Below are 20,821 nucleotides of genomic sequence, written 5' to 3'. Positions count from 1 at the left end.
AATGACAACCGACGACCAGCACTCTCACGCTTTTTCGGTAACGCGCACTACGCTTGCCGACGGTCGCGAGCTAATCTACTTCGACGATGAACCGGACTATGTCTCGGGCAAGAAGACCCGAAAATTAACCGACGAACGTGATTTGCCACAGGCGATTACAGAGTCGGAGCTGCGCCAAGATCCGCTGACAGGTGATTGGTACTGCTACGCGGCACACCGCATGAACCGCACCTTTATGCCTCCTGCTGGCGAGAACCCCTTAGCTCCGACGCTGCCGGGACAACTTCCCACAGAGGTGCCTGCCAGCGACTACGACGTGGTGGTTTTTGAAAACCGATTCCCATCGCTTTCTATGCACATGGAAGTTCCGGATGACTTTGCTCAGACTGTCGACGGCGCCGAGATTTTCCCGCGGAAGCCGGCCTTGGCTCGGTGTGAGGTTGTCTGCTTTACCCCGAATGTTTCGGACTCCTTCCGGGATCTGACTTTCACTCGTGCTCGCACCGTTATTGAAGCGTGGGCGCACCGCACTGCGGAACTCAGCAAGCTCGAAGGTGTGCGGTTGGTGTTCCCCTTTGAAAACAGGGGCAAGGAAATTGGGGTAACACTGCAGCATCCCCATGGGCAGATTTACTCCTACCCCTATCTGCCATCTCGTGCGGCGGCCATCGCTGCACGCGCGAAGGCTCACTTTGAAACCACCGGCCGCGACCTTTTTGATGATGTCCTGGAGGCCGAAAAGGCTTCAGGTCGACGAATCATCGCAGAAGGGGAGTACTTCACCGCATTCGTCCCAGCTGCAGCTAAGTGGCCAGTCGAAGTCATGCTGATGGCAAATCGCGCTGTCGGTGACTTCCAGGAGCTGACCGATGCGGAAAAGGACGAACTGGCAGCAATGTATCTTGACCTGCTGCGACGTATTGACCGATTCTTCCCCGGCATCGATAAAACGCCGTACATCGCTGCCTGGAACCAAGCTCCGGTAGGCGAGGATCACCAGTTTGGGCGCCTCCATTTGCAGCTCTATTCCATGATGCGCTCTGCAGGACGCATGAAATTCCTCGCTGGTTCAGAGTCCGGGCAAGGAGCCTGGATTTCGGATACAACACCAGAGGCAATCGCTGACCGCTTCCGGGAGCTTGGCCAGACTCGCTGGCTGCGCACTCGTCCCCATAAGCAGGCCGTATCTGATGTAACAGAGCAATTTCGGCGCAGCTTCGGTTCGGAACCACAGGGTGTCTTTCGCGCCCCAGGCAGAGTCAACCTAGTTGGCGAACATGTCGATTATGCCGATGGCATCTGTCTGCCATTCGCGTTGGCGCAGAGTACTTTTGCAGCGGTGGGTGCTCAGAATGCCAGGGACTCGTGGACAGTGCGAATCGTTTCGGACTTGATGGACAAGGACGATGCCGCAGACGGTGACAGGCCGGTTAATATCGCAATGTCCGATGTCGGTCCGAACTCTCCTGCAAATTGGACGGGATACGCAGTTGGCACTATCTGGGCTATGCGTGAGGCAGGGCTGTTGCCTGCAGATTGCCCAAGCCTTGACATTGCGATTTCTTCCGATGTGCCGGTCGGCTCTGGGTTGTCTAGCTCCGCCGCTCTGGAGTGTTCTGTCGGCGTTGCAGCCTTTGAACTCGTCCACGGTCGTGCACCAAACGATGAAGAGCAGCAGGGAATTGTTGAGGCGGCTATCCGCGCAGAAAATGAGGTCGTTGGTGCCTCTACCGGCGGTCTGGATCAGCGTATATCCATCAAGGGCAAGGAAAAACATGCACTGGCCATTGACTTTGCGAAGAGTTCTGACCAGCTTGTCAAGGCTGCTTTCGCAGACGAGGATCTAGAAATTTTGGTGATCAACACCAATGTTCGACATAGTCTCTCGGATGGTCAGTATGCGACGCGTCGCGGAATCATTGATGCCGTGAAAAATGGTGTTGGGGCATCTGATTTCCGCGGCCTGGATGATGCAGTTGGTGCTGCTATCAATTGGGCGAAGGAGAACGTCCCAGCTGAGGCAGATAGGGATCAGTGGGTTGATACGGTGGCGCGCCGAGTGCGTCACGTTGTTACCGAAATTGACCGGACGGCACAGGCGATTGAAAAGCTTTCCGAGGGGGACTTCGAGGCTTTTGGCACTTTGATGGTGGCAAGCCATCTTTCGCTGAGGGATGACTACGAAGTTTCCTGTCCAGAGCTGGATATTGCTGTAGACGTAGCGCTTGAGCAGGGCGCGCTCGGTGCCCGAATGACTGGCGGTGGCTTTGGTGGCAGTGCCATTGCGCTGCTGCCACACGACCGTGTCAATGCTGCAGCGAATGCAGTTGCGTCGGCTTTCCGTGACCGAGGAATGCCGGAACCGGAGTTTTTCGTTGGAAATCCGGGGCCGGGAGCAAGCCGCCTAGTCTAGGCGGTATTACTCCCGGTCTCGGGGGGGCTACTGCAATGCGATCTTCTTCCGCTGCGGCTTGAGCAGCGTGGTCAGGAATATCAGCACCACGCCAAGCCCCGCGGCGGTAAACATCGCAATGCTATAGCCACGAATCAGGTCGGCGGTTGCAGGAGCTGCTGCACCAGCGCCGGAAAGACCCGCGGCAATGACAGTCGACAGTGCGACAAAAAGTGCAGTACCAACCGCGCCTGCAACCTGCTGCAGCGTGTTCAGGATCGCTGAGCCATCCGGGTAGAGGTTCTTGGGAAGATCGCCAAGGCCGAATGTGAACAGTGGAGTAAACAGCAGGCCCAGACCGATCTCAAAGACGATGTGGCAGGCGACAATCCACCACAGCGGAGTGGACGCCGAGATAAAGCCGAGCCCGAAGAGACCGAGGGCGAGAACAATAGAACCAGGGATTGCCAGCGGACGCGGACCGTAGGTGTCGAAAAGGCGGCCAACAGTCGGACCCATAAGCCCCATAATCAGCGGGCCGGGCATCACAATTAGTCCAATGGTCTTGACATCAACACCGCGCAGGTTGAGGTAGAGCGGCAGAATGATGATCACACCGAACATCAGCATAAAGCCGAAAGTCAGGATGGTTGTGGACAGTGTGAAGCTCTTGGTACGGAAGGTCCGAAGGTCCAGCAGAGCTCGGTTTCGTGGTGCCAAGCGGCGCTGACGCATGATGAAGAGCACCAGTAGCACGATTCCGGCTGCGCAGAGGATTCCGTCGATAAGCGAAAATTCGGCACCCACACGGCTGAGCGCATACACGAGCGGACCGAATGCGCCTGCGCTGAGGAACACCGAGAGAATATCGATGGGCTTGGCGGAGTTTTCCTCGATGTTGGGCACGAGGATGACACCGACCACGAGCACAATCAGGCCGAGCGGCAGCATCGTGTCGAAGAGCGCATGCCAATTGTTGTTTGCAATCTCCAGAATTAAACCGGAGAAAGTGGGGCCGATAGCAGGTGCGACGGCGATGACTATGCTCATGCGTCCCATCATGCGACCGCGCTCATGTTCCGGTACCACATTGAGAACCGTGGTCATCAGTAGTGGCAGCAACACTGCGGTGCCGGAGGCTTGAACAACGCGTGCGAGCAGCACGATTGCAAAACCTGGCGCGAAGGCACCAATGAGAGTGCCTACGACAAATAGCCCCTGGCTGATGGCGAAAAGAGTGCGGAAGCGCACTGAGGCAATGAGAAATCCAGTGACTGGAATGACAACAGCCATGGTCAGCAGGAATGCCGTTGTCAGCCATCCGGCAGTCGCTGCGCTGATGTTAAGGTCCGCCTTAACGACGGGAATTGCGACACTCATGACCGTCTCGTTCAAGATAGCCATAAATGCCGCAGCTAGTAGCACATAAATGGCCATGTAAGCGTTTTTCGGCGCTTTGGCCTGTGCTGCTTCCGAACTTGGGCTCAATTCGGAATCTTCAGATTCAGAAACCAAGAGAAGTCACTTTCTAGATATAGGTACTGAAAAAGTAATTTTCAAAGATGTTGCGGCTTAGCGCAAGAAAATCCCCATCGTAAGCCGACAAAACGGCAAAGCCGACGGGGGGCATTGGCACACATGTTGCCCAACACATTCTAAGGTAAGGGATAGAGATGAACCCGTTGGGAAAGGACAAGAGAGCTGTGAGCAATATCAAGGTCGGCGTACTTGGCGCCAAGGGCAAGGTAGGGTCCACCATCTGCGAGGCAGTTGATGCCGCCGACGATTTGGAGCTGGCAGCGGGTCTCGACTCGGGCGATGACCTGAATGAACTTGTCACCGCTGGTGTGCAGACCATTGTTGACTTTACTCAGCCCGACGCTGTGATGGGCAATCTTGAGTTCTGTATTAAGAATGGCATCAACGCCGTCGTGGGTACCACGGGCTTTACCAAGGAGCGCCTCGATCAGGTGCAGCGCTGGCTTGACGACGCCGACGGTGCCGCCAATGTCCTTGTTGCACCGAACTTCGCAATCTCTGCAGTATTGACCATGAAGATGGCAGAGCTAGCCGCTCCGTACTTCGAGTCCGCTGAAGTTATCGAAATGCACCATCCTTTTAAAAAGGATGCCCCCTCGGGCACCGCTATCCACACTGCTGAGGCTATTGCCCGTGCTCGCAAGGAAGCAGGCATGGGGGAGCAGCCCGATGCCACTGAACAGACGCTCGAGGGCGCTCGCGGTTCTGATGTGGAGGGCATTCCGGTACACGCAGTACGCATGACCGGTTCGGTGGCTCACGAGACCGTTATCTTCGGCGCTGAAGGACAGTCGCTCACCATCAAGCAGGACTCCTACTCGCGCACCAGCTTTGTGCCGGGTGTGCTGCTGGGCGTGCGTAAAATTGAGGATTTTCCGGGCCTGACTGTGGGACTGGAGCCGTTCCTGGGACTGTAATTGCCAGGAGTTCACTGAAAATGTCTGAAAACGTCACTCTCAAGGCGCAACTGATTGCCTCGACCAATTTCTTCCCACCTGAGGACATCGACTTTGATACCGATGCCGACGGTGGGGAAGCATTAATTGAGTTCTCTGGCCGGGCTTGTTATGAAACGTGGGACAAGCCCAATCCGCGAACTGCGACGAATAGGGGATATCTGCGGCATGTGCTCGAGGTAGGCCACACCTCACTTTTTGAACACGCAAGTGCAAGCATCTATGTCCGTGGGCTGTCGCGCTCGTGTGCACATGAACTCACACGGCACCGTCACTTTTCCTTTTCGCAGTTGTCGCAGCGGTTTGTGCCGGCTAGTTCCAACAATGTTGTGGTTCCTCCCGCAATTGCGGAGGACCCGGATCTATTGCGAGTTTTCGAAAGCGCGGTTGATCAGTCCCGTTTCGCCTATGGTGAGTTATTAGACGCACTGGAAGAGAAGTGGGCCGATGAGCCCAACGCTATCTTGCGGCGAAAGCAGGCACGCCAGGCAGCCCGGGCGGTTTTGCCCAATGCCACCGAAACTCGAATCGTGATTACTGGTAATTTCCGGTCTTGGCGCCACTTCATTTCGATGCGTGCGACCGAGCATGCCGATGCTGAAATTCGGGAGTTGGCGGTGGCTTGTCTGCGGGAGCTGCAGCGCTGCGCTCCTGTTGCTTTTGGGGATTTTGAGATCAACACTCTGAAGGATGGGTCGGTCGTCGCGTCGAGTCCTTACGCCTTCGAGGGGTAATCGCACGTACAGTGTGAAGATATAGTCGATTGAGATTTTTAAGAAAAGGTAGTCAACAATGAGCACAGGAATTGCGTCAACTCGCGGTGCTGACATTTTCGGCACTGTCGCCGTAGCTATGGTGACCCCTTTTGATAAGGACGGAAACCTCGATGTCAAGGCAGGTGTGCAGCTCGCTGGGCATCTTGTAGACGGCGGCTGCGATGCACTCATTCTGGCCGGTACTACTGGCGAGTCGCCTACTACGACCGTTGAGGAAAAGCTTGAGCTTCTCCGAGCTGTCCGCGCAGAGATGGGCGATAAGGTCAAGCTTGTGGCCGGTGCCGGCACCAATGACACGGCCGGGTCCATTGAGCTGGCAAAGGCTTCTGTGGAGGCGGGCGCGGATGCGCTGCTCGTCGTCACGCCGTATTACTCCAAGCCGTCCCAGGAGGGCCTGTACCGCCACTTTACGGCGGTGGCCGACGCAACCGAGGCTCCGGTGTGCCTGTATGACATTCCGCCGCGTTCGGTTATTCCGATTGAAGTTGATACCATTTACCGGTTGGCGGAGCACCCGAGAATCCAGGCTGTTAAGGACGCCAAGGGGGACTTGGGAGCTGCCGCCGGCATTATCGCTAATACTGATTTGGCGTGGTACTCCGGTGACGATGTGCTGAACCTTCCGTGGCTGTCGATTGGCGCCACCGGGTTCATTTCCGTTATTGGACATGCAGCCCCGCAGCTGCTGGCTGAGGTGCGCTCTTGCTTTGACAAGGGAGACCTTGCTGGTGCGCAGGCTGCCCACGCAAAGATGACTCCGCTGTTTGCCGCTCAGGCTGCACTTGGCGGTGTAAGTTTTGCTAAGTCCGCTCTGCGTCTGCAGGGCATTGAGATAGGAGATCCACGCTTGCCGCAAATTGCAGCAAATGACCAGCAGCTTGAGGTGCTTGAAGAAGCTATGCGGAAGGCAGGTGTTCTGTAGTGGCTGAAGGACGCAATCGCGCCCGCAAGGTAACTCGTAAGGCCGGTCCGCCTTCCGAGTCTGACGTGGCTGCAGCAGAGCAGTCCAAGAACTCTGCATCCAAGGGCTCCGACAAGGGTGGAGCTAATTCCAACGGCTCGAAGTCCTCGCAGCGTTCCGAGCGCTCTGAGCGTTCCGGTGATCGTAAGAACGCCGGCAACGCTAAGAAGTCCCAAGGTTCGTCGAATTCTTCCAACCGCGGTTCTCGTGGTGGTCGCGGTGGCCGTGGCGGTAACCGCGGAAATAATTCGCGGGGTGGCCGTGGCGGGCGTGGCGGTAACCGTCGTAACGTAGTGCAGTCGATGCAGGGTGCAGACTTGACGCAACGTCTGCCCGCGCCGCCAAAGGCCCCCAAGGACGGTCTGCGCGTGGTCGCGCTGGGTGGTATTTCCGAAATCGGTCGCAATATGACCGTGTTGGAGTACAAAAACCGACTGATTATCGTCGACTGTGGCGTGCTGTTCCCGAGCTCGGATGAGCCGGGTGTTGACCTGATTCTGCCTGACTTCTCCTACATGGAAGACAAGTGGGATCGCGTGGAAGCTCTCGTGGTCACCCACGGTCACGAGGATCACATCGGTGCTATCCCTTGGTTGCTCAAGCAGCGCGCGGACATCCCGATTATTGCTTCCCGCTTTACCTTGGCACTGATTCAGGCCAAGACACAGGAGCACCGTCAGCGCCCGAAGGTCATCGAGGTCAACGACACCAGCCACATACAGCGTGGTCCGTTCGATCTGCGTTTCTTCAATGTCAACCACTCGATTCCGGAGTGCCTTGGCATCGTCATTAAGACCGGAGCTGGCATGGTTGTCCACACCGGTGACGTGAAGATGGACCAGACCCCGCCGGACGGAAAGCCGACTGACCTGCCGGCGCTGAGCCGCTACGGTGATGAGGGAATCGACCTCTTCTTGTGTGAGTCCACCAACGCCACAATCCCGGGCTTCTCCGGTTCCGAGGCGGAGTTGGCTCCGACCCTGCGTCGTCTGATTATGGACGCAAAGCAGCGCGTTATCGTCGCGGCCTTCGCGTCGAATGTCTACCGCGTTCAGGCTGTTATCGATGCAGCTGTCAAGTCTGGACGAAAGGTCGCGTTCAACGGCCGCTCCATGATTCGCAACATGCGTATCGCGCAGGAGTTGGGTCTGCTGACCGCGCCAGAGAACACCATCGTGGAGATGAACGAGGCCGCTCGCATGGCGCCCCACAAGGTCGTGCTGGTGACTACCGGTACGCAGGGTGAGCCAATGGCTGCGCTGTCTCGCATGGCCCGTCGTGAGCACCGTCAGATTACCGTTCGTGATGGCGACCTGATTATCCTCAGTTCTTCGCTGGTACCGGGTAATGAAGAGGCGGTCTTCGGCGTTATTAACATGTTGGCCCAGATTGGTGCCACGGTTATCACTGGCAAGGAAGCCAAGGTTCACACCTCCGGTCACGGGTTTGCCGGCGAGCTGCTGTTCCTCTACAACGCAGCCCGTCCGTCGAATGTCATGCCAATTCACGGTGAGTGGCGCCACATTCGTGCCAACAAGGAACTGGCTGTGTCCACTGGTGTGAAGCCAGAAAACGTTGTCCTCGCTCAGAACGGTGTGGTTGTCGACCTCGTTGACGGCCGCGCTCGTGTAGTTGGCCAGGTTCCGGTTGGTAACCTCTACGTTGATGGCGTCACCATGGGTGACGTCGACGCTGACGTGCTGGCAGACCGTGCTGAAATGCGTGAAGGTGGTCTTATCACCGTCACAGCCGTCATTGATAACCGCACTGGTCGTCCGTTGGAGAAGCCACGGGCTCAGGCTCGCGGTTACTCGGACGACGCCAAGGAAGTGCTCGCAACCGTCGAGCAGGTAGTTGACGATACTCTCTTTGACCTGGCTGGCAGTGGCGAGAACAATCCATACCGTATGGCTCAGGAAGTTCGTCGCCGCACCGAGCGCGTCATTAACCAGAAATGGCGTCGCAGCCCGATGGTTGTTCCGACCATCGTGCCGATGTCCTCAGAGGCAGCCGAAGAGGTCACCGATGAGGAAATCAAGGAGTCGCGCGAAAGCATCTAAGTTTCTAGAGGGTCTTTTAGCGTAAGAGCCCGCATCCACCTAAAGCCGTGTGGATGCGGGCTTCTCCGTGCCTGGTCTAGTCTGGAGCTATGACTTTTGCTGAACGGGAACGTGAAGACCTAGCTAATCTACTGCTCAGCGTCGGTCCCGACGCACCGACCTTGTGCGAGGGCTGGACAACCCGGGATTTGGCCAACCACCTTTACATTCGCGAAAACCGTCTGGATGCCGCTGGCGGGATGTTCGTCAAGGCGCTTTCGGAACGCCTCGATGCTGTTACCGCTGAGGTCAATCGAATGCCCTACGTCGAAGTGGTGGGGAAGTGGGGCAGTGGTGCTCCGCGATGGAATCCAATGAACTGGGCAGACCGCTACGTCAACACTGCGGAGAACTTCGTTCACCACGAGGATGTCCGTCGTGCCCAGGAAGGTTGGACCGTTCGTCAGCTACCACCCTCCGGAGTTTCAGACCTGTGGCGCCTGGTCACTACTGCCGGCCGTATGATGTTGCGCGGGTCGACCTCGACCGTGGTGCTAATGCGCGACGACGGGGTTGCGGTGACCCTAATCGACAACAGCGCTAAAGGTGCTCCGGTTGTGACTGTCCGCGGTAGCGTCGGGGAACTGGTGTTGTGGCTCTATGGCCGTGACGAGGTACGCGTCACCATCGACGGCGACGAATCGGGCATCAAGCGCAACAGCCTTTAAGATCGCGTTCTCAGTTCTGGACGGTCGTGGCAGCCCACCTGTTAAACAATGACATGCGTGTGACTAATGTGAAAACGATCCGGTGTTAGCTGTAAGGTAATGGTCATGTCTGCGACCAGCCGAACCAGAACTGACAATCGTCGTGGATCTTCCCGCTCTGCGGAGACAGATGCCACGCGGCGATACCCCGTGCACAGTGCCACGGAGGAATTCGAGCGCACTCCTAGCGCCATGTCGTTCGTGGGCAATAGCTTGGCCAGCGCCTGGACTGAAACTGCCCGCGGCGTGGCCGGTCTTGCCCGTCGGGTAGGCGGTCGCAAAAATAAGCGAGATGAAGAGGAGAATATGTCGCGGCGCGAAAGTGACGCCGATTTTTCGACGAAGCCCCGTAGGAAGCGTCGTAAAGCTGCTAGCGGCTATGACGATGTAATTGAACCGCCGGCACAGGCCTCCGTGCCAGCTGACGAGTTCGACGCAGACTTCGATGAGGGTGGCGATCCGGGATCGAAGGATGGCCTCGCACTACTCGTGCTGGCGTTGGCGATTGTGCTCGCTGGCTCGACATGGTTCCACCTGGCAGGGCCAGTGGGGGAGTTCATTGAAACGGCAGTGCGCACGCTCATTGGTATCGGCGCTTTTGTACTTCCGGTGCTGCTCGGTGTTGTTTCCGTATTAATGATGCTGGATGCTATGCCACGCCGTGAACGTCTGACACCTACGATCACTGGAGCTTCGCTGATCGTGGTGGGGCTGCTCGCAATTGTGCATATCGGCTCGGGTCGTCCTGCGGACTGGCAGGGGCGACGTGCAGCCGGTGGCGCAATTGGTGGCTATATCGGTTCGCCGCTAGCAGCCGGGTTTACCTCGTGGGTCGCCGTGGTTTTGTTGCTGGGTATCGTTTTTTACGGCGCTCTGGTGCTCTCTGGCGCGACGGTGCGCCAGCTTATCGATGCCACTAAGGAATACTTCAATTTTTCCGAATGGTCTTCGCGTCGTGCCGGCGACGAGGCGGAATCGGACGATCCTTACGGCAATGTCGATGACATGCTGGAACGTCGTGCGAGCTGGGATTCCGATACCGCATATGCCGATGAGGACTTTGACCAGCCGACGCAGCTAATTGAGCGTCGCCCAAGCCACAGCAGCCGCACGCAACATTCCTCGTCTCGTTCGACCGATCGCTCTGCTTACCGAGCGCCTCGTCGTGGCGCGGATAGCCGTATGTCCGCACCCGAACCCGCGCCTTACGACGAACCGGATACTGACGGTAACCTCTACGATCTTTTGAACGAAGAGCCGCAGAGGAACCGACAGGCTCCGCGACGTGCCCGTCAGGTTGAGGATGTCGACTACGACTCGGCAAAGACCACAGTGTTCGATGTCCGGAATGGGGCACCGCACTCCAATCGAGTTTCCCCAGTGGAGCCGGCGTTTCCGGCAGCTGAGTACGTGGAGGAAACTCAGTCGGATGCAGTACATCGCGACACCGCTGAGACAGAATCGACTATTCCAGCTGTCGGGGGCACGAACTACCACGCTGTCGACGAGGATTATGACGAGTACTCCGAGTACCCGACGCAGGAGGCTGCTGCAGCTAGTAACAGCGAACGGAATTGTGTTTCCGATTCCCGAGCTCCGAAACAGCCCGCTGTTCAACCTGAGGTCGTAGAGCCGGCGAGCGCGCCGCAGGGCGAGTCGTCTGTCGATGATTCGCGGGATGCAGTGTCTGAGGCTACCCGCCGCACAATGGATGCCATTGCCGCTCGTTCTGGTATCGATGCCTCTAAGATTCCGGCCACAACTCCGAAGTCTGAATTGGAAAAGGATGCCGAGGGTACTTCCGGTTCGTCGGCACGCACGCCGGAATCTGACTATCACCTGCCATCGACTAACTTGTTGATTCCAGGTGAGCGTCCCAAGACACGTACGGCGACGAACGACCGCATGATCGAGGCGATTACTGAAGTATTCGCAGAATTCAAGGTCGATGCTGCGGTGACTGGTTTCTCTCGCGGTCCGACGGTGACTCGCTACGAGGTCGAGCTTGGCCCGGGCGTGAAGGTCTCGAAGATCACGAACCTGCAGTCCAACATTGCCTACGCGGTAGCGACCGACAATGTCCGCTTACTGACTCCGATTCCGGGGAAGTCGGCCGTTGGTATCGAGGTGCCGAACAACGACCGTGAGATGGTTCGGCTTGCCGACGTACTCAACGCGCCCAAGACCGTTGCGAACGATGACCCGATGCTGATTGGTCTCGGTAAGGATATTGAGGGCGAGTTTATCTCGCACTCCATCCAGAAAATGCCGCACCTTCTCGTTGCCGGTTCGACCGGTTCGGGTAAGTCCGCATTCGTAAACTCGATGTTGGTGTCACTGTTGACTCGTGCGACCCCGGAGGATGTCCGCCTGATTCTGGTGGACCCGAAGATGGTCGAGCTGACTCCATATGAGGGGATTCCTCACCTCATTACGCCAATCATTACTCAGCCGAAGAAGGCCGCGGCGGCTCTGCAGTGGCCGGTTGAAGAGATGGAACAGCGCTACATGGACATGAAGGCCGCCCGCGTCCGTCACATCAAGGACTTCAACCGTAAGGTCAAGTCCGGTGAGATTACGACCCCACTTGGCTCGGAGCGCGAGTACCGTCCGTACCCGTACATTGTCTGTGTCGTTGACGAGTTGGCAGACCTGATGATGACCGCACCCCGCGATATCGAAGATGCGATTGTGCGCATCACGCAAAAGGCCCGTGCCGCCGGTATCCACTTGGTGCTGGCTACGCAGCGTCCGTCTGTGGATGTGGTCACCGGCTTGATTAAGACGAACGTGCCATCGAGACTGGCATTCGCTACCTCGTCGCTCACGGACTCCCGCGTCATTCTTGACCAGGGCGGTGCTGAAAAGCTCATTGGTATGGGCGATGGCCTGTTCATCCCACAGGGTGCAGGCAAGCCGCGACGTCTTCAGGGCGCCTTCGTCACAGACGAAGAGATTCAGGCAGTAGTCGATGCAGCTAAGGCGCAGGCCGAGCCGGATTACACCGAGGGAGTCACGGAGGATAAGAGCGCTGAGGCTGAGCGCAACATTGACCCTGATATCGGAGATGACCTGGAAGATTTGCTTCAGGCAGTCGAGCTGGTGGTCACCGCACAGCACGGGTCGACCTCGATGTTGCAGCGCAAGATGCGAGTCGGTTTCGCCAAGGCCGGTCGACTGATGGATCTGATGGAAACTCGCGGAGTGGTTGGACCGTCAGAGGGATCTAAGGCACGTGAGGTGCTGGTCAAGCCAGAGGAGCTCGAAACCATTAAGTGGATGATCAAGGGCGCAAACCCGGAGGATGCTCCTAAGGAAGAAGTAAACGTAGTCGACGCGGATCCGAATCAATCTATGGCGTAGGACGACCCAGCCTTACCGCCGTTTCTGATTGCGTGTATAGTCGGCACACGTGGAGGGGAGTATCCCCGGTAAAAGCGGATGTTTTCCGCTAGCCCGTGACGGTTATCGTCAGCACGGATTGGACGCACAGACTCGTCTTGTGCACATCGAATCCCGGTACCGTCACTTTTGCCACGATGGCAGAAGCAGGAGAGACCTCCGGTTCATGTTCGCACGACCGGAGGTCTTTTTTTAATATGCATGTCCCCGCATTGGTATGGATTATCACCATTGTGGTCGTCATGGGTTTTATCGCCTTTGACTTCTATGCACACGTTCGCACGCCGCATAACCCAACTATGAAGGAAGCCGGCATCTGGACCGCTTTCTACGTAGTCTTGGCATTAATTTTCGGCGGAATGGTGTGGTTGTTATGGGATCACCACCGAGGCATTGAGTTTCTATCGGGCTATATCACCGAAAAGGCGCTCAGCGTAGACAACCTATTTGTCTTTGCACTCATCATCGGCGCATTCAAGATTCCGCGCCAGTACCAACAAAAGGTTTTGCTGTTTGGTATTGCGATGGCGCTGGTATTCCGAGGCCTGTTCATTTGGGCTGGTGCGGCAGTTATTGCCAAGTGGTCTGACGTTTTCTACCTGTTTGCAATCTTCCTGATTTACACGGCTATCAAGACGGTGTACGACGAAGCCGTCGATAAGCCGGAACCCGATCCGTCGGATATGAAGCTGATTCAATGGCTGCGTCGAATCGTCCCAATTTCGGACCATTACAACAAGGACAAGTTGACCGTTAAGGAAAACGGCAAGCGTTACTTGACTCCACTTGCCATCGCGCTGGTGTCCATCGGTTTTATCGATGTGATGTTTGCGTTTGACTCTATCCCGGCTATCTACGGTCTGACGGATGAGGCATACATCGTCTTTACTGCAAATGCCCTTGCTCTCATGGGTTTGCGACAGATGTACTTCCTGCTCGACGGTCTGCTGGATCGCTTGGTGTACCTGGCTTATGGCCTGGGTGTCATCCTGGCCTTTATTGGTGTGAAGTTGCTGTTGCACGCACTGCATGAAAACAACCTGCCGTTTATCAACAGCGGTGAGAACGTGTCGGTGCCTGAAGTATCGACCTGGGCGTCGCTGGCGGTCATCGTCATCGTTCTGGTGGTGACTGTCCTGGCATCGTGGCTCAAGAGCAAGCGTGATGAAAACATGGGTGCGATTGCCCTTCCGCGTGTTCACCACGATGATGATGGAAGCCGCGATGGCCTCGGCTCTCACGCCTCCTCTACTTCTGTCAGTGAGGGGTCAACGTCGGCCGGAAGCGAAACTAACGGTTCACACACCGGTAAGAACGAGCCTGGGCGTTAATCGAACACGATTGTGAGATAAGGTAACAACTGTGACTGCTCCAAGTGCTGATACAAGCCGTGTTTCCAACTGGAACTTGCCCAATTTCCTGACCGTGCTTCGCATCCTCGGAGTACCGGTGTTCCTGTGGGTACTTCTTCAGGAGGGCGGCGAAGCCACCAATTGGCGCTGGTGGTCGTTTGTCGTATTCGCGCTTCTGATGGCGACTGACAAGTTGGACGGGCACCTCGCACGTAGCCGTAACCTCATTACCGACTTTGGCAAGATTGCCGATCCGATTGCCGATAAGGCTCTAATGCTGGCTGCGCTGATTGGTATGAACATCATCGACATTCTGCCGTGGTGGGTGACTGTCATCATCGTGATTCGCGAAGGTGGCATCACCATCTGGCGTATGTTCGCCCTGCGTCAGGGGCGTGTTGTTCCGGCTTCTCGGGGCGGCAAGATAAAGACGGTCCTGCAGTCTGTAGCAGTGGGGCTCTTCCTGATGCCAGTGGACTGGTTGTTCTGGCCGTCCTGGATTGTGATGGTTGCCGCCATTGTCGTCACCGTCGGTACTGGTATCCAGTACATTGTGGATGCGCGAAAGGTCTCGTAGAGAAATTAAGTGGAGGGTAAAGCTGTGAACACAGTCGAACGCCTCTCCCAGAGCGACGAAAACGCTGACGGTGTCGATGGCGTTTCGCTTCAACTCGTCCAAACGCTTACGGCTCGTGGCGAGACTTTTGCAGCCGCAGAATCACTTACCGCAGGTCTTCTCTGCGCTACAGTTGCCTCCGTACCGGGAGCCTCCGCCGTTCTCCGCGGTGGCGTGGTCACTTACGCCACTGACACGAAGGCATTGCTTGCCGACGTGCCAAAGGATGCTTTGGCCGCATATGGCCCCGTGTCCGAGTTGACGGCCCGGTATATGGCACTTGGAGTGGCAAATAAAGCAGTGGCGGACTGGGGGATTTCGCTAACTGGCGTTGCTGGTCCAGCGATGCAGGATGGGCACCCAGTAGGTGAAGTCTGGTGTGGTCTGAAACCGCCGGGAGTTTCGTACCTTGATGGGGTAACTGCTGTTAGGTTGCCGGTGAATAAAGAGGGGTCGCGCGCGGAGATTCGTCGTCAAGCAGTGGTATTGGCGTTAGAACTGTTGTTGCAGAATCTCGAGGGTGAGTAGAATTTTTGAAAATTGGGAACAGGTCGGCCCTCTAAAGCGTTAGAGAAAGTGATGACCAACAATACTGCACTTATGACCATTCGCTACCCAGAGGTAGATAGCGCTGCTGCTTTGCAGGCTTCCATGGATGCCACAGCGCCGTCGGCACGGGTGGCTGTAGCGGAGCAGCCTGAATCGGTTGCAAAGTTAACGGCACAGGATTTGGCGGAACGGGGAGAATCTCGTGAGCCACTCCTGCGAGAGGCACTGGGGGAAACGCTGCGTGATATTCGTTCGCGCAGTGGACAGACGCTGCGTGAGCTTTCTGAACATGCGGCTATTAGCCCTGGTTATTTGTCCGAGCTTGAGCGTGGACGGAAAGAAGTCTCATCTGAGCTGCTGGCGTCCGTATGTGCGGCGCTTGGTGTGACGGTGTCAGATTTGATGATGGAGGCGGCCACAGCGATGGCTCTGCATTCGGCGAGCCCGGAATTGGCAGCGATGTAGAAATTGGTTGCGGCGGTGGAATTTCACTCCACTGCTCCGGCACTTAGCACCCGAAGATGCTTGGCTTTAGTTAAGATTGGGTGCGCGATAAGCACAGACCTGCTTTGAGGTAGTTGCAATAAGAAAGGTGTATGGGACGCTATGGCTAATCCATTTGTAAAGCTGTGGAATTACTTGATGGCCGCTTTTGATTCCAAGATTGAGGAAAACGCTGATCCGAAGGTGCAGATTCAGCAGGCTATCGAGGATGCCCAGCGGCAGCACCAGGAACTATCGCAGCAGGCAGCGGCGGTGATTGGTAATCAGCGCCAGCTGGAAATGCGCCTTAACCGCCAGCTCGCTGAAATTGAAAAGCTGCAGGGGAACACTCGTCAGGCATTGCAGCTCGCTGACAAGGCTCGTGCTGAGGGGGATACCGCCAAGGCTACGGAGTATGAGAACGCAGCTGAGGCTTTCGCAGCTCAGTTGGTTACTGCTGAGCAGTCGGTAGAAGATTTGAAGGCTCTGCACGATCAGTCGCTGCAGCAGGCAACTCAGGCTAAGAAGGCCGTCGAGCGTAATTCCATGCAGTTGCAGCAGAAGGTCGCGGAGCGCGCAAAGCTCCTCAGCCAGCTGGAGCAAGCAAAGATGCAGGAGAAGGTCTCTGAGTCCTTGCAGTCGATGAATCAGATTTCTTCGGGGGCTACACCTAACCTGGATCAGGTTCGTGACAAGATTGAGCGTCGTTACGCTAACGCTCTTGGCCAGGCTGAGCTGGCTCAGAACTCGGTTCAGGGGCGTATGGCTGAGGTAGAGGCCGCAGGCGTTCAGCTTGCTGGGCACTCTCGCCTGGAGCAGATTCGCGCAGAAATGAACGGCGGCAACGAGCTCTCTGGTGGCGAGGCTCAGAAGTCCATCGAGGGAAATGCTGCCTCCAACGTTGACCCTGCTGTTGCTGAGCGCATGCGCCAGCTGCGTGAGGGCAATTAATTCTGCTACTCACCTTCGCCACGTGCGATTAGCGAATCACCCATTGCCTTCGAGCGGTTAATGGTTCGGATGACCACAGGTACGCCGAAGGCGATGATTGAGCCGGCAGCCCCTCGGGCTTTTCGAGCCTCCAGTACCTCGGCAGCGGCCATAACTTGAAGCGGAATCATACGCAGCGTCAGCGATAGTGCGAGCGCGATGGTGTCGACTGGTAGGCCGAAACGAGCGAACGGTTGCATCGCAGTGGTCAAAGTATCCATGATGTCGCTGACGCGGGTCGTCAGCGTTAGCAATATTGCCGCTGCGATTGCGGCGAGAAGCGCGAGGAAGGTCGTCAGCGCTTGCTCACCCCCGGCGCGCCACCATAGGAGAAGCGAAAGCAGCGCCAAAATGATTACGGCTCCACGGAGCTGTCGGAAAGCAACCATGGGTGGCACCTTGGCCACCGCATAAGCGAGGGTGACAATTGCCAGGGCAATCGCCCCGCCTAACCAGGTATCCACGAGGATCCCGGTGAGCAATAAAAATGCGATGACAATGATGAGCTTGGGGGCCGTCGGGAGCCTGTGCGCAGGCGACTTATGGTTGAGGTAAAGCCCTAACGGGACATCGGCTGGATGAATCATGAGCGGCCTTCTTCTGCACGAGTCATATCGCTGACGTATCGGTCAATAACTTCCTTGGGCGCACCGTCGTCGACGATTTCTCCTGCGCTTACACGGATAACCCGGTCGAAGTCCATAAGAAAATCCAGATCATGAGTGACCACGATAATTTGCTGCTCAAGCTGGGCGAAAATTTTCCGAATGTGGAGACGATTACGCAAGTCGAGGAGCGTAGTGGGCTCATCGGCAATAATGGTCGTGGGATTAAGAATTAACACTGCCGCCAGCGCCAGAAGCTGTTTTTGTCCACCCGAGAGCACGTGCGGCGAGGCGTCAGCATGATCGGCGAGCCCAAATCGCTCGAGGGCTTCCTGCACCAGCTGGTTGCGCTCATCCTTTGTTAGCTTTCGCTTGCGTAGTGAAAAGGCAATGTCCTCTGCGACTGTCGGCATCACAATTTGGTTATCCGCATCAGAAAAGATGAAGCCGACCTTCTTGCGAATTGCCTTTGCCTGCTTTGCGACATTCATGCCCTCATACGTAACCGTGCCGCCAGTGACCGGGCCCAGGCCGTTAATAAGTCGCACCAGCGTGGACTTACCGCCACCGTTTTCGCCGATAATGCCGATACGGTTCTCTGTGAGAGTTAGCGTGGTTGGCCTCAATATCTGGCGTCCCGAATAGGTTGCGGAAGCGCGGTCAAAAGCGATGGTGGGCATAGTGCGACTCGAGGACCTTTCTAAGTCTGTGGGTTAATTGCCCGAGGTGGCTGCTTCCTTAACCAAACGACTTTGCTTACGGTTGGCAGCGTCGGGAAGCAAATCAGGGAAAGCCTGCAGTACGGCAGTAGCAATAAGCGCGGCTACGACAACCTTTGCAACGTCGCCCGGGATAAACGGGACGTTGGTAATCAGTGCGTCGGTGAAGCTAAGTCCCATACGCCATGCCAAGCCGACAGATCCGAAGAAGTACTGCAGTAGAACTCCGACGAGGCCCGCGCCGATGAAGACGCTGATTCGTGAAACCTTCGCCCGCGGTGCTTGCTGGGCAATCGCGCCGATTGCGAAACCGGCAATTAAGTAGCCGACAATGTAACCCACGGTAGGGCCGGGGAGTGCGGCGAGAAGTGGTTTCCAGCCCGCCATGTTTGGGACACCCACGAGCCCAACAGCCAGGAACAGGGTAGTGGCGAGGCCGCCGCGTTTGAATCCGAGAATCATCCCTGCCAGTGCGATGCCCATGTTCTGTAGCACGATTGGCACGCCGAGACCGCCAACGGGAATGGCAATCCCGCCGAGTACGATGATCAGTGCTGCGAAAGCAGCGATAATAGTGAGGTCATACACCTTGGAATTATTCACAGCTCTCATCTTAATCCCCTGGGTTGAGCACTGTTCAGGCAGGGGAGCGGGGATTAGGTTATGAACAGAGGGGGCCAGGTAGGTATCAGTGACAGGTATCTTGTACGTTGGTCTCATGCGATTGGCCGATTTTCACAACTTCGTCAATTACGAATTTGGGCCTCAGCACGGCCCGTGGCTGTTGCATTCCCACGTGCTGATGGAATATGGAAAGACTCCCGCGGAATTGCTTGAGGACGGGGTCGAACCTCGAGATATCTGGTGGGCGCTGTGTAGGGAACACGATATTCCTGAAGACCGCTGGTACGGCCCTGACGAATAGGTTCCGGCGTAGACAACGGCGAATGCTTGCCGACGGCACTTGCGTGTCGTTGCCATTCGAACAGGGTTTCGCATATTATCGAAAGTGCTGATGAAGTCAATCCGTCTGATTCGGTATAACTTCCGGGTGTAACCGGCAGTAGAGATGTCGCGGACCAATTTGGAACCGGAACGGCTAGTTTCGCGCCTAATTAAGTGTGAGCGAAGTTTCTGTTTTGGATGAAAATCGGGACACACATTCTCTGAGTACGGCTCCAGAACCCGATACCGTACGCGACAATGACAATGAGGAAGAACAACGAACTATGGCTCGTAAGAAGGCTACGGCTTCGAACCAGGGCAATGATCGCCTGAAGGCGCTCGATGTAGCTCTGGCGAATATTGAGAAGGACTTTGGTAAAGGTGCAGTTATGCGCCTGGGGGATGACAATCGTCCTCCAATTCAGGTTATTCCCTCCGGCAATATCGCTATCGACGTGGCTTTGGGCCTGGGTGGGTTCCCACGTGGTCGTATCGTAGAGATCTATGGTCCAGAATCCTCAGGTAAGACCACAGTCGCACTGCATGCTATTGCAGAGGCACAGCGGCAGGGCGGTATTGCCGCATTTATTGATGCGGAGCATGCGCTGGATCCGGTTTATGCGCGCAAGCTTGGAGTAGATACGGACAACCTTCTGGTATCCCAACCAGATACCGGTGAGCAGGCACTTGAGATCACAGATATGTTGGTGCGTTCCGGTGCTATTGACATCATTGTGGTTGACTCGGTGGCCGCGTTGACTCCGAAGGCTGAAATCGACGGTGAAATGGGCGATTCCCACGTTGGTCTGCAGGCGCGGTTGATGAGTCAGGCGCTGCGAAAGATGACGGGCGCCCTGTCTAACACCGGCACCACTGCCATCTTCATTAACCAGCTGCGTGAAAAGATTGGCGTCATGTTCGGCTCTCCTGAGACCACCACGGGTGGTAAAGCACTGAAGTTCTACGCTTCCGTTCGCTGCGACGTACGCCGAATTCAGACGTTGAAGGACGGCCAGGATGCCGTGGGTAACCGCACGCGCTTGAAGGTAGTCAAGAACAAGGTGTCGCCGCCGTTCAAGCAGGCAGAGTTTGACATCATCTACGGCGAGGGCATTTCGCGTGAGGGCTCGTTGATTGACATGGGCGTTGATAACGGCATCGTCAAGAAGTCGGGTTCGTGGTTTACCTACGAGGGCGATCAGTTGGGCCAGGGCAAGGAAAAGGCTCGTATGCACCTGCGCGAGAATCCAGAAATTGCCCAGGAAATCGAAGTCAAGATTAAGAAGAAACTCGGGGTCGGGGAATTCGCTGAGGTCGAGGACGAGACCGATATCGATGCCCCTGTCGATGTCGTGCCGGACATCGACTTCGATGATTTGGAAGACTAGCTGGCTCGAGGCGTAGTGCCGGGACACATGAAAAGTGAGGACCGTGGAGGATCGTAACGGCCGCGATGTGCGGGAGACTATCGAAAAGCTTGCTCAGCAGATTGCGGAAGCTGACGGTAGTTCGCTCTACGATGCGGGTCGTGAGGAATCCAAGGCTCCGATTCGTGCTAAGGCGCTGCGCTTGCTCGATCAGCGAATGCGCTCCCGCAAGGAACTCGTAGAAAGGCTCGAGGCAGTCGAGGAGTTTCCAACCTCGATGATTGAAGAAGTCGTTGATGACCTGACCCGAAGTGGTTTGGTTAATGACGAGCTTTTCGCATCCGAATGGGTGCGGCAGCGCTT

18 protein-coding genes and 1 pseudogene are annotated in these 20,821 nt (G+C 56.4%); 15 read left to right on the top strand and 4 right to left on the bottom strand.

Annotation, left to right across the window (positions count from 1 at the left end):
• The first annotated feature begins 1 nt into the window (after window position 1).
• Window positions 2-2,413, top strand: a complete 2,412-nt coding sequence (gene galK / locus HMPREF3011_RS11650) for a galactokinase (protein WP_081914019.1) — start codon at window positions 2-4, stop codon at window positions 2,411-2,413.
• 27 nt (window positions 2,414-2,440) lie between these two features.
• Here galK and HMPREF3011_RS05880 read toward each other — a convergent pair whose 3' ends face one another.
• Complete coding sequence (locus HMPREF3011_RS05880) at window positions 2,441-3,829, bottom strand: DHA2 family efflux MFS transporter permease subunit (RefSeq protein ID WP_235191250.1); 1,389 nt, start codon at window positions 3,827-3,829, stop codon at window positions 2,441-2,443.
• A 266-nt stretch (window positions 3,830-4,095) separates the two neighbouring features.
• On the opposite strand from HMPREF3011_RS05880, the gene dapB reads away from it, so the two are divergent.
• From dapB to HMPREF3011_RS05825, 11 genes are all read left to right on the top strand, one after another.
• On the top strand, window positions 4,096-4,848 hold the full coding sequence (gene dapB, locus HMPREF3011_RS05875; protein WP_038629577.1) for a 4-hydroxy-tetrahydrodipicolinate reductase: 753 nt from the start codon (window positions 4,096-4,098) through the stop codon (window positions 4,846-4,848).
• A 20-nt stretch (window positions 4,849-4,868) separates the two neighbouring features.
• Window positions 4,869-5,621, top strand: coding sequence for an FAD-dependent thymidylate synthase (gene thyX / locus HMPREF3011_RS05870; protein ID WP_038628740.1), 753 nt, complete (start codon window positions 4,869-4,871; stop codon window positions 5,619-5,621).
• 58 nt (window positions 5,622-5,679) lie between these two features.
• Window positions 5,680-6,585 carry a 4-hydroxy-tetrahydrodipicolinate synthase gene (dapA, locus tag HMPREF3011_RS05865; RefSeq protein WP_038628744.1) on the top strand — a complete coding sequence of 302 codons (906 nt, stop codon included), beginning with the start codon at window positions 5,680-5,682 and terminating at the stop codon, window positions 6,583-6,585.
• Window positions 6,585-8,684 (top strand): ribonuclease J, encoded by a 2,100-nt coding sequence (locus tag HMPREF3011_RS05860; RefSeq protein ID WP_038628746.1) that lies wholly within the window; start codon window positions 6,585-6,587, stop codon window positions 8,682-8,684. The genes dapA and HMPREF3011_RS05860 overlap by 1 nt, the downstream gene beginning before the upstream one ends.
• 89 nt (window positions 8,685-8,773) lie before the next feature.
• On the top strand, window positions 8,774-9,391 hold the full coding sequence (locus HMPREF3011_RS05855; RefSeq protein ID WP_016422602.1) for a TIGR03085 family metal-binding protein: 618 nt from the start codon (window positions 8,774-8,776) through the stop codon (window positions 9,389-9,391).
• Window positions 9,392-9,496: 105 nt separating this feature from the next.
• Entirely contained in the window at window positions 9,497-12,793 is a 3,297-nt protein-coding gene (locus HMPREF3011_RS05850) for a DNA translocase FtsK (protein WP_070841526.1), read from the top strand.
• 236 nt (window positions 12,794-13,029) lie between these two features.
• Entirely contained in the window at window positions 13,030-14,163 is a 1,134-nt protein-coding gene (locus HMPREF3011_RS05845) for a TerC family protein (protein ID WP_016422604.1), read from the top strand.
• Between the two features lie 31 nt (window positions 14,164-14,194).
• Window positions 14,195-14,761: a CDP-diacylglycerol--glycerol-3-phosphate 3-phosphatidyltransferase gene (gene pgsA, locus HMPREF3011_RS05840; RefSeq protein ID WP_016422605.1), complete on the top strand. Its 567-nt coding sequence runs from the start codon at window positions 14,195-14,197 to the stop codon at window positions 14,759-14,761.
• 24 nt (window positions 14,762-14,785) lie between these two features.
• Window positions 14,786-15,328 (top strand): CinA family protein, encoded by a 543-nt coding sequence (locus HMPREF3011_RS05835; protein WP_070841525.1) that lies wholly within the window; start codon window positions 14,786-14,788, stop codon window positions 15,326-15,328.
• Window positions 15,329-15,379: 51 nt separating this feature from the next.
• Window positions 15,380-15,814 (top strand): helix-turn-helix domain-containing protein, encoded by a 435-nt coding sequence (locus HMPREF3011_RS05830; RefSeq protein WP_038628748.1) that lies wholly within the window; start codon window positions 15,380-15,382, stop codon window positions 15,812-15,814.
• A gap of 141 nt (window positions 15,815-15,955) precedes the next feature.
• Window positions 15,956-16,783: a PspA/IM30 family protein gene (locus tag HMPREF3011_RS05825; RefSeq protein WP_038628750.1), complete on the top strand. Its 828-nt coding sequence runs from the start codon at window positions 15,956-15,958 to the stop codon at window positions 16,781-16,783.
• 5 nt (window positions 16,784-16,788) lie between these two features.
• On the opposite strand, the gene HMPREF3011_RS05820 is transcribed toward HMPREF3011_RS05825, so the two are convergent.
• Genes HMPREF3011_RS05820 through HMPREF3011_RS05810 form a run of 3 tightly spaced genes read right to left on the bottom strand, consistent with a single transcriptional unit; the run spans window position 16,789 to window position 18,758 of the window.
• Complete coding sequence (locus HMPREF3011_RS05820) at window positions 16,789-17,409, bottom strand: energy-coupling factor transporter transmembrane component T family protein (protein ID WP_038628752.1); 621 nt, start codon at window positions 17,407-17,409, stop codon at window positions 16,789-16,791.
• Window positions 17,406-18,107: an energy-coupling factor ABC transporter ATP-binding protein gene (locus tag HMPREF3011_RS05815; RefSeq protein WP_038628754.1), complete on the bottom strand. Its 702-nt coding sequence runs from the start codon at window positions 18,105-18,107 to the stop codon at window positions 17,406-17,408. Before HMPREF3011_RS05815 ends, HMPREF3011_RS05820 begins: the two co-directional genes overlap by 4 nt.
• Before the next feature lie 33 nt (window positions 18,108-18,140).
• Window positions 18,141-18,758: a biotin transporter BioY gene (locus HMPREF3011_RS05810; RefSeq protein ID WP_038628756.1), complete on the bottom strand. Its 618-nt coding sequence runs from the start codon at window positions 18,756-18,758 to the stop codon at window positions 18,141-18,143.
• A 79-nt stretch (window positions 18,759-18,837) separates the two neighbouring features.
• Between HMPREF3011_RS05810 and HMPREF3011_RS05805 the strand changes: the two genes are divergently transcribed.
• The 3 genes and pseudogenes from HMPREF3011_RS05805 to HMPREF3011_RS05795 all read left to right on the top strand — a co-directional run.
• Window positions 18,838-19,071: a DUF3046 domain-containing protein gene (locus HMPREF3011_RS05805; RefSeq protein ID WP_080972864.1), complete on the top strand. Its 234-nt coding sequence runs from the start codon at window positions 18,838-18,840 to the stop codon at window positions 19,069-19,071.
• Between the two features lie 304 nt (window positions 19,072-19,375).
• A complete protein-coding gene (gene recA, locus HMPREF3011_RS05800) occupies window positions 19,376-20,479 on the top strand; it encodes a recombinase RecA (RefSeq protein WP_038628758.1) in 1,104 nt (367 codons plus the stop codon).
• Window positions 20,480-20,546: 67 nt separating this feature from the next.
• Window positions 20,547-20,821 (top strand): annotated as a pseudogene (locus HMPREF3011_RS05795) (regulatory protein RecX); the annotation flags it as partial.

It is taken from the genome of Corynebacterium sp. HMSC074C04 (assembly GCF_001838295.1).
Taxonomy (GTDB): Bacteria; Actinomycetota; Actinomycetes; order Mycobacteriales; family Mycobacteriaceae; genus Corynebacterium; species Corynebacterium amycolatum.
This window is presented reverse-complemented; position numbering and strand designations above follow the sequence as displayed.